Here is a 15,326-nt window from a genome sequence, read left to right as displayed (position 1 = left end):
GTAAATTAGCTCTGTAGCATGAGGAACAACACTTCGTCGGAGCGGCAAGGGATATCGAAAAGGGAAATGCTGTTGTTTCCCTTTCGTCGGGTGTGGGCGAAGCGCCACGACTTTAATCTCGACTTTAATCCAAACAAAGTTTGGAACAATACATATCGAACTAATTCAAACCATTCTCAACCTTAAAAATCACAAACTCTCACATTCAGAATGCGTTGCAGAATGCATTTATAAAACAATAAATAATTCCAGTAATCAACTAAGTTTATGTATTTGTTGGGTAATTAAAGTTGGCACTCACTGTGCATTATCAAGTTACATCCTGATAATGAATAGCGAGATGCAATATGAAAATACCGACACAACAAACCGTAAACGCCAATGCTTTGAACGCTAAGATGATCAAAATTTTAAGCTTCAGTAGCATTGCTATTGGTACTAGCATGGCATTGTTTAGTGCCAATACCTATGCTGCCGAAGCTTTTGAAGCGTGTCCAACTGAAGCCTTTATTGTGCAAACACCATCAGGTGTGCCAAAAACCTTCGGGGTTGAATTAGGCACAGGTAGTTACACCGTATTGTCACCTGATATGGGGCTTACTAAGTCACTTAATGGTGTGGGTTTCAGTTATCTAGATAATTATCTATATGGCTGGGATTATGAACATGGCACTGTGGGTAAAGTGGGTGAGGATTATCAAGTTGAACCACTAACTATCGTAAAAGACAGTTCAGCTGCTGCAGCTGGAAATTTCTATGTTGGTGACGTCGCCATTAACGAAAACGTGTGGTACGGCTACCGTAAAAATAAAGGCTTATTTACTGTCCCGCTTGATGGTAACGATCACCCAATGAACATTGTCCCAGGTAGTAAAGCCAATGCCACCTACAACGTAACAGATTTTGCCTTTCATCCAAGCAACGGTTTTTTGTATGCCGTGACTAACGGGAGTACAGGTAAATTAATCAAAATTGACCCAAGCACAGGTGCAGCTGAAACCATTGCAACGGTTATTACTAAAAGCAGTGGTAGCTTTACTTTTGGCGCACAATTTTTTGATCCAGACGGTAACCTTTATTTAAGTAACAACGGCGACGGTAACGTGTATAAAGTCAACGTTGATAGTGACAACCCCGCTGCTGAACTCTTCTCTTATGGTCCGTCATCAACCTCTAATGATGGTGCTCGTTGTGCGCTCGCTGAAGTCCCAGTGGGTGACAGTGTCGACTTTGGTGACGCACCTGACAGCTACGGCACCTTGATTGACTCAAATGGTGCTCGACACGGTATTGTTGCCGGCATGTCGTTAGGTAGCTTAGTGGACAACGAATCCGATGGGTACCCAGCGCCACTTTCTGATGATGAAAGTGATGGCATTGATGATGATGACGGTATCAGCATGCCTACAGGTTTTGAGATTGGTGAAAGTGCCATGTTGATTGTCACCACCCAAGGCGATGCTGCCTTTTTAAATGGCTGGATTGATTGGAACCAAAATGGCGAATTCGATACTGATGAAAAAGTCATTGCAGCGCGTTCAGTCAATGCGGGCACCACTACGTTATCAATTGATGTTCCAAACTGGGCTACAACAGGTGATACATGGGCTCGCTTCCGTCTCAGTTCGGTGGCGGACATTCTGCCAACAGGTGGTGTGAGCGATGGTGAGGTAGAGGATTATCCAATTACTGTTACCGAAACCGGTATCACTATCAGCTACTACCCATCGTCTTCTGAATACACCACGTTAGCTTATGAGGATTTATACCCATATCAAGGCGATTTTGATATGAACGATGTGGTCATGCAGCTACGTATTAGCCAGTTTAGTAAAAATGATATGGTTCGCCGAGTGGCGTTTGATGCACAGCTAGTGGCAATGGGTGCAGCCTACCACAATGGTTTTGCGGTGCAGTTACCTGATATTGGCCGCGGTAATGTGCAAGAGTTTGCGATTGACTGGAGCATGCAAGGGGTTAAACAAACCACCTCGCCGTTAGAAGCAGGCCAAACTAACGCAGTGTTGTTATTCAGTGAAGATTTATGGCAACACGCCACACCCGGTAATGACTGTTTATACTTCAGAACCGAACCAGGTTGCGGCACCCAGTACCGCGCAACTTGGCAGATGACCGTACCCTTTGTTGACTCTGTTCATGTTGATGATATGCCAGAGTTTCCCTATGACCCATTTATTTTTGCAACCCCAGGAACTGACCATAGTTTAGCGGCTAAAAATATTACTGATGGTCAAAACCCGGGTCGTAAATTAGAAATTCATCTAAAAAACAAAGCACCAACAGACTTATTCGATACGCGCTTTTTAGGCATGCACGACGATGCTTCTGCCGCTTCGCAAGGGCATTATTTCCAAGATGAAAATGGCATGAGCTGGGCAATAGAAGTACCAGATACATGGCAGCATCCTGCAGAAAACCAACGTGTTGATAGTGCTTATATTGAGTTTATTGAGTTTGCAGCAGATGAGTCAGGTGAAACCAAGCCATATTGGTATTTAAATGCAACTGACTCGTTAATTTTCAAAGACTAATGACGCTATTGCAGCAAATCAATTTAACTCAATTAAGCAGTAAACGGAATTTAAGGTGAATACGATGAAAACATTAACTCAACAAGCTAAAAACCTGAAAAATCAAGGTTTCGGTATTAACAGCACTAGCATAGCAATGGCAATGTTACTGACACAATTAACCGCTTGTGGCGGTGGTGGGGGAGACGATAGTTCTCCAGAACCAGTAGCGTCAACACCAACGACTACGACAACGACGCCGACTACACCAACGACGCCTACCACCCCGACAACACCGGAGACGCCAGTTGACCCAGATCCTGAAACACCGCCAACGGAGCCAACGCCTCCAGCAACTTCGATTGATGACTTAGTTGTGGATGCTGACTTTGACTTACAAGCGGCATTCACGCTAGCGATTGATGTGGCGCTTGATTCAACCCAGCGAGGTTACTTCTCATTGTGTGACCAATTTGAGCAAAATGGTGCTGAGGTTACGGTGAACTTTGAATCGTGTTTATTACGTGGTGCATTAGATGAAGGCAGTTTATCTGAAGCACTATTGGTGGCAAACCATCAACAAAACCTAGTCGCTGTGGTGTGGTTTTATGATGGTTCAGATCCTGTTTATCAAATGTGGTCATATGATATGGAAGCTGAGGAGCAGTCTCTTACTATTGATTAAAGCATGATCGACTAAGTTGATTAACTAAGTTGATTAACTAAGTCGATTAGCTAACAGTGATGAGTTAAGAATGAAATGAATCGTTGGGCTCATGACCCCAAAAGACAGTTTGAGCGCGTTAAAATCCCCTGAGCATCACATTAAGATGATGCATTAGGGGATTTTTTCTTGCCTAGACTGAAATTAATCAGCGCTTGAGTTAACTTGGCTAGACTCCTTATCTTTGTCTTTGTCCTTATCTGACGTCACTGACTCTTGGTTTGCCACGTTCCAATCGCCGCCGAGTGCTTTATTCACCATAATGACATTGCTGGCAATATTGAGCTGTGCAACCACCACTGCATCTTGCATCGTGTTATCTTGTCTTTGTGCATCAAGCACTTGGATGTAATCAATTAAGCCTGCTTTATATAAGTTATTGGCTTTTTCAACAGCCGTTTCCGTTTGGGCGGCTGCGATGTTGAGCTGTTGATAAAAACGCAAGCTGTTGCCGTAACTCATTAGCGTGGTTTCGACCTCATTGAACGCGGCATTCACTGTATGTTCATAGCGAAGGCTGGCTTGTTTGAAGCGCGACTGCTGCATATCCACCATTGCGCTACTTCGGCCACCATCAAATATGGTCCACTTTGCGCCAAAACCTGCTGCCCAGCCTACAGAGTCAGAACTGAATAAGTCATCGGCGCTTTCTGCTACCACCCCTGGACTTGCTGTGAGGTAAAACTGTGGGTACTGATTGGCAATACTGGCACCAAGTTCTGCATTAATCGCCGCCATTTCTCGTTCAGCTAAGGCTATATCTGTGCGACGTTTAAGGATGTCAGATGGCATCCCTGTTGGGATTTGACCTGTTACTGTAGGTAGTGGCGCCGCTTCAAAACGACTGATTATGTCACGAGGATGCTGACCCAATAATGTGGCCATTCGATATAAATGCACCTTTTCAGCGGTTTCAAACAATGTTTGGCTTGCTGTTACGCTAGCTAATGCTGCACGAGCACTGGCTAAGTCTAGCTCTGAACCAAAGCCACTGTTAACCAAGCTTTGCACCATTTCTAATGTTTGCTGTTGCTCATTTATATTACGTTTAGCAATGGCTAAACGCGCTTGAGCACCACGATACTGCAAGTAATTGTGTACCACATCAGCCGTAATCAAGGTGTTTACACCTTGAGAAAGTATTTCTGCTTGTTGGACGCGAATACTTGCTGCATCACTCAGTGCATCGAGGCGACCAAACAAGTCAACTTCCCAGCTGACATTAGCGCCAGCCATCAGGCCATTATGATCTTTGCCGATCATTTCAGCGCCAATGGCAGGGCCTGCCAATGAGTCGTTTTCAGATAAACGATAATCAAATGCACCTGCGCCAAGACTGACGGTTGGGATCTTAAGTGACGACACCATGGTTTCATAAGATTGCGCCGATTGAATCCGCTGCGCCGCAATTTGAATGCTAATGTTTTGCTGCTGAACTTCTGCAATCAAGCTATCAAGTTGTGGGTCGTTAAAGCTCTGCCACCACAAATCATTTTCAATGACGGCTTTATCAGCATTTTCTGCATGTAAATACACTTGATCTAATCCCACAGATTCAGGCGCATTGTAATCGGGTGTCATGCTACAACCGCCCAGTAATAAGGCGATGACTAATGAGATATTACGCATTTTCATGAGTTAACTCCTGTTGTGCTTGGCGCTTGAAAAGCAATTTATATAAGGCTGGCATAATGAAGAGCGATAATACTGTTGCCACGGCTAGGCCACCAATAATGGTTGCTGCCATTTGGTCGAATAATAAATCTTTCAATAATGGCACCATACCTAAAGCAGTCGTCAGCGCGCCCATCGAAATCGCCATGGTTCTGTTGAGTGTCGAGTTAATGATGGCATCATCTAGCACGGCACCATTTTTGCGCTCAAGTTCGATTTGATCGAGCAGCACAATACCGTTTTTAATGATCATGCCTGATAGGGCAATTGCACCCACTAACGCCATAAAACCAAATGGCTTATCAAACAGGATTAAGCTCCAACATACGCCGATAAAGGCCAGTGGTAAGGTGATCAAAATAATGGCAGGTTGTTTGAACGCGTTAAACAACAGTACTAGGATAATCACCATAATTAAGAATGCTTTAGGTGTTTGAAGCATAATGTCATCAATCGCTTCACGCTCATCAGCATACTCTCCACCCCATTCCATGTTGTAACCGGCTGGCAGTGCAATGGCTTCAATTTGTGTTGCTACTTCATTGCGAACATTACCGATAGTGTCACCAAATACACCCGCTTGAACGGTAATCGTCGGTACACGATCTCGACGCCAAAGCATGCTTTGCTCGCCGCGAACTTCAAAACCATCTACAACATGAGATAGAGGCACACTATGAAGACCTAGAAGCGATCTCACTGGAACGTCGCCTAGATCATCTAAACTCGCATTTGATGACTTCAACATAATAGGTACTAACGTGTCATATTCTCGTATCTGACCAATAGGAAGTCCGTCACTGGCACGCTTGATTGCTAACGCGATATCAGTACGGTTAATTCCTGCAAGGCGGGCTTGCTCTTGGTTAATGATTGGGTGAATGACCTTACTTTCTTGACGCCAATCATCACGGACATAACGGGTATGTGGATGCTGGTCGAGAATAATTTGTGCTTGATCAGATAATTGCTTAAGCACTAAAGGATCTTTACCTGAAAAACGCGCTTCGATACTAAACTTGTCAGAGGTCGCCAGCTTTAAGTCTCGAAAACGTGGCTGAGCTTGCGGGAAGGTTTCTGATAACCAAATGTCACCTTCTTCTACTAAGGTTTCAATATCTTCAAATGAATGGGTATTGATCAGGATTTGACCGTAACTACCATCAAGCGGTTCTGGCTCAACTGTGACTGAAAATCGCGGTGCACTGGCACCGATAGAAGTCGAAATACTGTCAACTTCAGGGCGGGCTAATAACCATTGCTCAATTTGTTTCATGTCTTCAGAAACATCTTGAATACGACTGCCGTTTGGTAGCCAATAATCCACAAAGACCATGGCGCGATCCGATGTCGGAATAAAGTTCACTTTAACCATTGGCGTAGCCACTAACGTGACGATTAATGCTGGAATGATAATCGCAATAGTGTACTTAGGGTTGGCAACGGTCCAGGTGATAGCCGCTTTAAACTTTTTAGCTGCTGTCGTTTCTTTTTTCTGTTCAGTTTCAACAGGGGCTTTAATGAATGCCCAGCACATCAATGGTGTAATCGTCATGGCAACAACCCATGACAGCAATAATGAACTGGCAAGAATTTGCACTACTGACAACGCAAACTCTGCAGCATCAGTGGTCGAGAATACAACCGGAGTCGCCCCCATGATTGCAATCACAGTCGCGGCTAATAGTGGCATTGACGTTTCATTAATACATTCTTTAGCGGCGATAAAGCGTTCTTTGCCCGCTTTCAATTTACTGCTAAACATGTCGGTGATAACAATGGCGTTATCCACAAGCATACCTAAAGCAAGAATGAATGAACCGACAGAAACCCGTTGCAAGTCTACGCCAACCAGGTTCATGTAAATGAGAGTAAATAGAATCGTCATTAATAAGCTTGCACCGACAATCGATGCGCTGCGCCAGCCCATGAAAATCATTAAAATAATGACCACGATGGCAATACTTTCTAGTAAGTTGCTAATAAAGCCAGTAATGGATTTATGGACTTCATCAGGTTGAAAGGCAATGGTGCTAATGTCCACACCGAGCGGTAATTCTGATTGGTACTGAGCGATGACTTCTTTAAGGGTATCGCCTAAAGACACCACGTTAATACCGTTAACAGGGCTTACTGCTAAGGTAATCGCAGGAATACCATTAAAACGACTTTCTGTTAGTGAAGGCGTTTTATAATCGTAATAAATATCTGCCACATCACCTAAGCGTATGAGTCCACTTGAAAGTGAGCCTACGCCTGACTTAATAGTGAGGTTTTTTAAGTCTTCAATATTAGTGAAACTGCCAGTTTGCGCAACGCGTATTTGTTCAATACCCATGTCAAAGCTGCCCGCATCAATGGGTAAGTTTTGGCTTGCCAATTGGTTGTAGACTTGAACAGCAGATAAGCCTGATTCAGCAATGCGTTCATCACTGATATCAACGTTGACCACACGGTCTCGTACCCCATGTAATTCAATCTTTTTAATGCCTTCAACTTCTTTTAAGCGGCGCTGCAACTCTTTTGAATAATCTTTAAGTTGTTGCACTGAAGCATCTTCACTATTGATAGCAAATAGCATTCCATAGACTTCAGAGAATTCATCTTGAACGATGTTAATCTGTGCTTCTAAAGGCAGTGTTAATTTAACATCATCGACTTTACGTCTGAGTAAATCCCACTCTTGTGGAAGCTTTTCTGAAACCACGGTCTCATTAAGATCGACAAAAATCATCGAAACACCCGGACGAGATAATGAACGCAATGTTTTCAACGAGCTCATTTCTTGTAGCTTGGTTTCAATTTTATCGGTGACTAAATTCTCGACTTCAGCAGCAGATGCGCCTGGGTACATGGTGACGACAACAGCAGTCTTAATGGTAAAAGAAGGATCTTCTAATTTACCTAAGTCAAAGTAAGAATAAATCCCTGCGATAACGCAAAGTACCGTAAAAAAGCACACAAAAACGCGCTGTTTTATGGCAAATTCGGCAAAGTTCATAATACGCCTCCCATTGGAAGGGTTTTCTCAACAGCCTTACCGTCATAAATAAATGCGCCACCAGCGACAACAACCACATCATTTTTAGCGATGTCACCAGTGACACAAATATCGTTACGACCTTGCTTAATCACTTCTACATCAACGCGCTTAGCGATGTTATCAACAATCTTGGTTATTTGAGGAGTGTTTTGACTGCTGACTAAGGCTCCTGCAGGTAAACATATGCTATTTGGATCGATGGTTTGATCGGCAATACGAACATTCACGACTTTGCCCGGGTATAAGTTTGCTTGCTTTTCATCAAGGGCAATTGTTGCGGAAAAAGTACGTTTAATGCGATCTGGAATAGTGGCAATTTCAGTCACTGTCCCTTTAATGGCTATTTGCTTATCTAGATTGCCTGCACTATCGGTGAAAACAAGTGCTGCCTGACCTTGTGAAAATGCTCGAAGCATGGTTTCAGGGATATCGACAATCGCCTGAAGCTTTTCTGGTTGATGCAATGTCACAAACGAGATGCCCGGAGAAACCTGTTCAAAATTATCAAATGAACGCTGGCCGATAATACCGCTGAATGGCGCGACTAACTCGGTATAAGCTAATGCATCTTTTGCTTGCTCTAGATTTTGCTCGACAACTGTTACGGCAGCTTTAGCGCGAGTCATGCCTGTTTTAGCGCGATCTAAGCTAATATCTGACATAGCATTACCATTAATGGCAATTTGGGTTCGGTCGAATTCATTTTTAGCTTGGTCATAACTGGCGTTGGCTTCAGTTAAGCGGCCTTCTAATTCAGCGACTCTGACTTGATAGTCATGTGGATCAAGTCTTGCGATAACTTGTCCTTTATTGACACGCTCACCCTGCGCTACATTAATTTCGATGAGAGTACCAGTCACGCGAAAAGCGAGGCGTGCTTTTTCTTGTGCTTCTAGCACGCCAGAGAATCGTAAGTCGTGGCTAATATTGCTTTCACCTAAAGTGATAACTGAAACAGGTTGTATTGGCTTAGTTTCAATCTTTGCTTCATTACTGCAGCCGCTTGCAAGTGCAACAACAAGTGCGATTTGAGTCAATTTAGCGAATTTATTAATTTTCATGGAATACCTCATAATTGTTGAGGCGATTCTATTCAGATATTTATTATTTAGGTAGCGGTATATCAGTAGTTTGACTTGTTCATAAAATGAGACAATCAAGCATCGGAGGATTGGCTAGTTAATGAGTCAACAATTGAACTGTTGCATGTTTATTTTTCATTATTTATCTATATTTAATAGGTTTTATCTTAAATTTAATTGTTTTACCACCTGTTGATATCAATGTGGTAACATGAGTAACATTCTGTGATTGTCTCTTAAAAAGGGACTAAGATTCTCCTTTTTGTCATCTTCTCAATTGTTTTAGTGCCACGTAAAGTGATGGCATCTGGATTGAAAACGATATCTAGAACCTATTTTATTACTGTGTTTGATGAGGTGAATTTGATGAAAATGAAAACGATATTAATGGCTACACTGTGCTCTTCTATGATGTTAACGAATGCTCAAGCAGCCGATATTGAATATTTTATTGGCGCAGGAACAGGTTATCAAACTGATACTATTAAAGGTGATGTAAACAAAGATACTGATGGTTTGCCTATCCAGGTTCGAGCGGGTGTATTAATTAATGAACAACACCGTGTGACGGGCACTTTTAGCTACATGGATGATAAGTTTTCAATTGGCGATCAAGATTACAAGCATGAACAATACTCTTGGTTAGTGTCTTATGACTACATGATACCAGTGGCTAATAATACCCAGTTATTTATGGGTGTAACTGCGGGTGGTAATGACAATAAAGTGGCGGGTAAAGCCTCTGCTGATTTTACTTGGGGTGGGCAAGCTGGTGTGACTTATCAGTGGAATGAACATTTTTCATCTGACTTGGGTTATCGCTATTTAGAGCAAGATTACGATAAAAATGGCGTTTCAATTGATAACAGTCAGCAAGTGTACTTAACCCTAGATTATACATTCTAATGGTTAGCATTAGTTGTTAACGGCTTTACTGCTTTTCGGTTCTTAGTCTTTATCGCTCAGGACTGATATCTCAGAATTAATAAAAAAGGCATAACGCAATAAGCGTTATGTCTTTTTTATGCCATTAGCATAATAATCAGACTCCGTTTCGATAAGCGTTGCAGCCATATCAATAATGGTATTGGCGAAGAGTTTCGCTGCCGTGGTCATGTGTTTTCTGCTTGGATAAACTAAAAACGTATCAATAGGAGTCGATTCAATTTCTGGTAAAATACTGACTAGTTTCCCCGATGAAATCGCATCGTTAGCAATGCTATATGGCAGCATTGCGATCCCTGCGCCAGCCAAGCAAAAGCTGTATAAAGAGTTAAATTCATTTGTGACAATATTATACTTAACATCAATGGTTTGATTGCCCATTTTTAATTGTGTATCAACCATGCCATTAATTGACCGAGTGCCAATAAATGAATGCTGTAGAAGATCATCCACATGGGTAATTTTTGCGGATTTTTCTAAATATAATGGTGAAGCAAATAGCTTTAATTTTAATGAACCCAGTTTTTTAGCGATAAAACTACTGTCATTTAATGCTCCTGTATCGAGCACAAAATCTAAACCCAATCGAGTTAACTCTTTATAACCGCCATTGATCATAAAGATGTCTAATTGAACTTGAGGATACTGGACGACGAACTCAGCAATATATTTATCCAGTAATCTGTCAGTAAAAGGGATCAGCCCAATTCTGACTCGGCCTTGTACCTCGGCTTGTTTATTTCGCATTATGTGAGCAGCATTTCGCAACTGATCAACTAAGGGTTCAACTTGCTCTAAAAATTGTTCGCCGTTTGGGGTGAGTGACATCGCTCGGGTCGTTCTAACAAACAGTGGTGCGCCAAGGTGTTTTTCAAGATCAGCAATTCTGCGGCTGACTAATGCGCGCCTCGTATCCAGTGACTCTGCTGCTTTTGAAAAACTGCCTAGCTTTGCTACGGCAATGAATAATTCCAAATCATTGATATGCAATTTATTTAGCCTTTTTTGATGCAATTGAAATAAGTGTAGTTTTTTGGTAAATCAATTGTCAATTAATGGCCTCTGTTTCGCTAGATTGCTCACACCATTGAAGTATTAATGGTTAATTAGTGAGTTTTTCTCAGTTGTTATTTAGCCTCGAGTTCATTGATAATGACTTTATTGAAGTCATTATCAATATCGACTGAATTAATAGATTACATATCAAGGTATTTAAAACAATGAGCATTGAAAGAATAGAAACTAAAACCCGTATGAGCCGCATTGTGAAACATAACGGCACCATCTATTTATGCGGCCAAGTTTGCCAAGATGCCACTAAAGACATCACCGAACAAACCCAAACCATGTTGGATAAAGTGGAAGCATTATTACTGCAAGCTGGCAGCGATAAAAAACATATGTTATCTGCGACCATTTACGTCAAAGATATGTCTTATTTTGCTGAAATGAATGCGGTTTGGGATGCATGGGTGATTGAAGGTTATGCGCCAGCACGCGCTTGCGTTGCCGCTAAAATGGCACGTGAGGCACTATTGGTTGAAATTTCTGTCGTGGCTGCTGAAATTCAGGCTTAATATAGTTTTATATCGATAGGGCAATGAATCGATTTAGATCTCAGATTCATTGTTACCCATTAGCATTCAATTCCCTCAAGTAGCCTCAGGCTACTTGAGTCTTGCTGGAATAACCATCGGTAGGTTAATTCGTTTGGCTATTACTGTGCGACCATAATAAAGATTGAAAAAAATTAGCGCTTTCATGAGCGGTGATAAGGTAACCGCTTGATAATTTATATGAGCAAGAACGTGACTTTTTGATTGTAAAGTTTGATCACTTCCAAACTCACTTTTGGACAAAAACCGCTTAGAGTATTCAGTCTAAGTTGACTGATGTTGATTAGAAAAAGTATCTCAAACATTCATGACGGCCATCCTTAACTAAGCTGTGAAGAATCGGCTCACGAAAGCCTAGCTTAGTATTGATTTGTGGAAGTAAACCATAAATTTTTACTGTGTTACTTACTGTTTTAGGATCAAAAGATTGCTTATGAATAAGTTTTTCAAGATTGATAGTAATAGTATTGATATCATCCTTAATTGATTCGGCTTTTGGCGTTAATTCATAGCCATATTTCTTACGAACCAATAACTCATCATCAAACAGCATTCTCATTTTTTGGAGTGTACGACTAACTGACGATTGATTCATGTTTAATGATATCGCCGTATTTGAAACGTGCTTCTCTTCTAGTAAATGCTTTAATACGAAAAGTAGGTTTAAATCTATTTGGGAAAGATTCATAAGCTTATAATGTCCAGAATAAAAATCACTTGTAATATTTTATGTGTTGAACTTAATTTTAGATTTCAATTAATTACATATATAGTAAGTGATAATCAAACCTCAATTTAAAAAATATACTAACTATGCTGCTCTCTGTAATCAGCTTCAATTTTTTGTAATATATCCAAGAATTCTTTCAAATGTTGATGCATTAATTTCTCAGCTTCAACAGCATCTTGATTGATCACTGCTTGAACTAAATCGTCATGCAGGCCAGCAGGATGAATTTCATCAGTATCAGGTTTAATTCTATGTGCAATTTTTGCGACTAATTGAATTAAAGATTTATCTATTGCTGTCAAAAAGCGGTTACCACACATATCTGCAAGTATGTAATGAACTTGGCTCCTTAAAGAAACCGTTTCAGGATACTCCAACGAATCATTTTCTCTAGCACAAGCCTCTAAAAGTAAATCTTTAAATTTATTAGTGCATTTTTCTGCTGCTAACCGAGCAACCATAGGCTCTATTTCAAGTCTTGCTTCACAAATTTCTTTGAACGACATTTGATTTAGAAAAAACAAATCTTTTGTTGCGGTAGTTAGGCGCTCGAAGGTCATTTGCTTTACAAAAGCGCCACCGGTTGCCCCCTGTTTTATTTCAACTAATCCATGAGCTTCTAGAGCCTTAATTGATTCTCTTACTACCGTGCGACTAACGCTAAATGTTTCGATCAGTTCACGCTCTGAAGGTAACTTGTCACCAGCAAGGTACTGACTATCGAAGATAGCCGCTTTTAATTGACTGAAAACCTCATCAGAGGCCTTTACTTGCTTGATTGGAGTGAAGTTGCTCAAGATAAACCCTTAAAAATTATTCAAACTTAATAATATCACATCCATATTTATTGAGGAGAGCCATCGATAACATATCTCTCTGGCCAAGATGTTAAATAATTGCTACTTCCTAGCGAGATAAGTATAGAAAAACAACATTAACTAGACAGTTTTTGTTGCTAAAACTTTATTTTAGTGAGCTCTCACTAAAAACAGCTGAATCTGTGACCCTTTTTACAACTTCAAATCAACAAAGTGTACTTACAAAATTAAATATCATACATTTCACCAATCAAATGTCATACATTTGACATTTTGGAGGGGAGATGAAGTTTGAACAATATCAAGCTACCGCAAAGCCCTAAATTCTTAAGCTGGTAAACAAAAATCCAATGCGGTTATAAGCGCATTTAATGTGTTGTTAATGATGATAACCACAGGTAATCGCAGGGTGGAAGGAGTATGAAAATGAGTAAGAACAAAACACCAGAAAGCAAAGTCATGGATCAATATACAAGCCATGTATTGCAAAATGGTATTTCACGCCGAAGCTTTCTGTCACGCGCAGCAATGGGGACGGGGGCTGTCGCATTTACTGGGTTAACAGGTGTCGGAGCGCAAGCTGCTACGGCAAATAATATGGAACATGTTGCTAAAAGCTCAGATGGTGGCGCAACTTTAGACTTCATGCCAAAACCAAAACCGATCAAAGACAGTCAAATATCTTCTACACAAACTTTTGATGTCGTGGTTGTCGGTGCCGGTGCTTCAGGCGTACCTGCTGCATTATCTGCTGCAGAAAATGGCGCTAAAGTTGCTGTACTACAAAAGCAAGCTATTGTGGTCTCCCAAGGTAACACTGGTTCAGGCCTAGATTTACCTAATTGTGACAAAGCTGCTGTCGAAGCAATGGTAGCTCGACTTATGAGTGACAGCGCGCATCGTTGTAGCCCAGACCTTTTAAGAGAGTGGGCTTACAATTCTGGCGAAGCGGTTTCATGGGTAATCGATCGAGCTAAAAAAGGTGGTGCACAAGTTGTTGATCAAGGTACTGGTCCACAGCATGGAATTCATGGTGTTACTGAGCATAAGCTTAACTTCATCACATCATATTTTGGACCTAAACCATATACCACTGGTGATGGTATGCGCGATCTTGCTAAAACAGCAGAAAAAGCTGGTGTTAAATTCTTCTTCAACACGCCTGCAAATCAACTTATTCAAGACAAGTCAGGAAAGGTTATTGGCGTTATTGCACAAAACCGCGATGGTTCTTACCACAAGTTCATGGCTAAAAAAGGCGTCATTCTTTCAGCAGGTGATTACCAAAACAATAAAGCCATGTGCGACTTTTTTATCCCAGATTTAAAGAACTTTGAACGTAAGCAAATGGACCGTAATGGCGATGGTTTCTCCATGGTTTACTGGGCTGGCGGTGTTATCGAACCTATTGGTCACACTAAAATGTTGCATGATTTTGATGCTGGTCCGGCGTCAATGTGTGATATGCCTTTCCTTGCAGTTAACCGTAAAGGAAATCGTTTTGTCAATGAAACTGTCGCAATGTCATTGATGAACAACTATTTACGTGATGCAGAAAATGCGGGGCATTACTCTCAGGTATTTGACTCTAACTACATGGAACAAGCTGCAGATTGGCCAGGAAAGCTTTACTCGCCTGAGCAAATGAAAAAGTACATGCCAGAAGACCCTGCTGAGAAAAAAGGTGTTTATGCATCATTAACTAATACTTACTCAGCTAACACACTAGAAGAGCTAGCAGTAAAACTTGAATGCGATCCTAAGACATTCGTTGCCAATGTTAAGCGTTATAACGAACTGTGCAAAACAGGAATGGATGACGACTTTGGTAAGCCTTCGTCAAAAATGGTGCCAGTTCTTAAGCCTCCTTTTTACGGTATTCACCGACGCATGCGCGTTTCAACCCTTTGTTCAGGAATGCTAGTCGATAAGAACCATCAAGCACTTGATGCTGATGGCAATAAGATTGGCGGCCTATTTGTCATTGGCAACATGGCTGGCGGTTTTTACGGCGGTGTTGATTACCCACTTACCGTTTTCGGTTTGTCTCTAGGTCGTTGTTACACATTTGGTTATTTAGCCGGTAAGTATGTGGCAAAGCTTTAGTGCATTAACGAACAACAAAGTGGATGCCTGATTTTAGGCAGTCTACCAAATAGAAAA

The 15,326-nt window shown here is 41.3% G+C and carries 11 protein-coding genes; 5 read left to right on the top strand and 6 right to left on the bottom strand.

Going from position 1 to position 15,326, the window contains the following annotated elements:
- Positions 1 to 347 precede the first annotated feature (347 nt).
- Entirely contained in the window at positions 348 to 2,552 is a 2,205-nt protein-coding gene (locus AB4153_RS17015) for an LruC domain-containing protein (protein WP_371998209.1), read from the top strand.
- 64 nt (positions 2,553 to 2,616) lie between these two features.
- On the top strand, positions 2,617 to 3,216 hold the full coding sequence (locus tag AB4153_RS17010) for a hypothetical protein (protein ID WP_371998208.1): 600 nt from the start codon (positions 2,617 to 2,619) through the stop codon (positions 3,214 to 3,216).
- A gap of 183 nt (positions 3,217 to 3,399) precedes the next feature.
- On the opposite strand, the gene AB4153_RS17005 is transcribed toward AB4153_RS17010, so the two are convergent.
- The 3 genes from AB4153_RS17005 to AB4153_RS16995 are packed head-to-tail and all read right to left on the bottom strand — an operon-like array spanning position 3,400 to position 9,033.
- Entirely contained in the window at positions 3,400 to 4,890 is a 1,491-nt protein-coding gene (locus AB4153_RS17005; protein ID WP_371998207.1) for an efflux transporter outer membrane subunit, read from the bottom strand.
- Positions 4,877 to 7,930: an efflux RND transporter permease subunit gene (locus AB4153_RS17000; protein WP_371998206.1), complete on the bottom strand. Its 3,054-nt coding sequence runs from the start codon at positions 7,928 to 7,930 to the stop codon at positions 4,877 to 4,879. Before AB4153_RS17000 ends, AB4153_RS17005 begins: the two co-directional genes overlap by 14 nt.
- Entirely contained in the window at positions 7,927 to 9,033 is a 1,107-nt protein-coding gene (locus tag AB4153_RS16995; RefSeq protein WP_371998205.1) for an efflux RND transporter periplasmic adaptor subunit, read from the bottom strand. The genes AB4153_RS17000 and AB4153_RS16995 overlap by 4 nt, the downstream gene beginning before the upstream one ends.
- 387 nt (positions 9,034 to 9,420) lie before the next feature.
- Between AB4153_RS16995 and AB4153_RS16990 the strand changes: the two genes are divergently transcribed.
- Complete coding sequence (locus AB4153_RS16990; RefSeq protein ID WP_371998204.1) at positions 9,421 to 9,960, top strand: outer membrane beta-barrel protein; 540 nt, start codon at positions 9,421 to 9,423, stop codon at positions 9,958 to 9,960.
- Positions 9,961 to 10,065: 105 nt separating this feature from the next.
- Here the strand turns inward: AB4153_RS16990 and AB4153_RS16985 are convergent, their stop codons facing one another.
- Positions 10,066 to 10,989 carry a LysR family transcriptional regulator gene (locus AB4153_RS16985; RefSeq protein ID WP_198589510.1) on the bottom strand — a complete coding sequence of 308 codons (924 nt, stop codon included), beginning with the start codon at positions 10,987 to 10,989 and terminating at the stop codon, positions 10,066 to 10,068.
- A gap of 230 nt (positions 10,990 to 11,219) precedes the next feature.
- On the opposite strand from AB4153_RS16985, the gene AB4153_RS16980 reads away from it, so the two are divergent.
- Positions 11,220 to 11,576: a RidA family protein gene (locus AB4153_RS16980; protein WP_371998203.1), complete on the top strand. Its 357-nt coding sequence runs from the start codon at positions 11,220 to 11,222 to the stop codon at positions 11,574 to 11,576.
- A 322-nt stretch (positions 11,577 to 11,898) separates the two neighbouring features.
- On the opposite strand, the gene AB4153_RS16975 is transcribed toward AB4153_RS16980, so the two are convergent.
- Both AB4153_RS16975 and AB4153_RS16970 read right to left on the bottom strand, forming a co-directional pair.
- The gene (locus tag AB4153_RS16975; RefSeq protein ID WP_371998202.1) at positions 11,899 to 12,303 is read right to left on the bottom strand and encodes a LysR family transcriptional regulator; all 405 of its coding nucleotides are present in this window, start codon (positions 12,301 to 12,303) and stop codon (positions 11,899 to 11,901) included.
- 119 nt (positions 12,304 to 12,422) lie between these two features.
- Positions 12,423 to 13,142, bottom strand: a complete 720-nt coding sequence (locus tag AB4153_RS16970; protein WP_371998201.1) for a FadR/GntR family transcriptional regulator — start codon at positions 13,140 to 13,142, stop codon at positions 12,423 to 12,425.
- 447 nt (positions 13,143 to 13,589) lie between these two features.
- Between AB4153_RS16970 and AB4153_RS16965 the strand changes: the two genes are divergently transcribed.
- Complete coding sequence (locus AB4153_RS16965) at positions 13,590 to 15,269, top strand: FAD-binding protein (RefSeq protein ID WP_371998200.1); 1,680 nt, start codon at positions 13,590 to 13,592, stop codon at positions 15,267 to 15,269.
- Positions 15,270 to 15,326: the final 57 nt, after the last annotated feature.

The sequence above is a fragment of the Shewanella sp. 10N.286.52.E4 genome, assembly GCF_041468785.1.
Taxonomy (GTDB): domain Bacteria; phylum Pseudomonadota; class Gammaproteobacteria; order Enterobacterales; family Shewanellaceae; genus Shewanella; species Shewanella electrodiphila.
The sequence above is the reverse complement of the archived record's forward strand: the minus strand, read 5'-3'. Positions and strand labels throughout refer to the sequence as shown.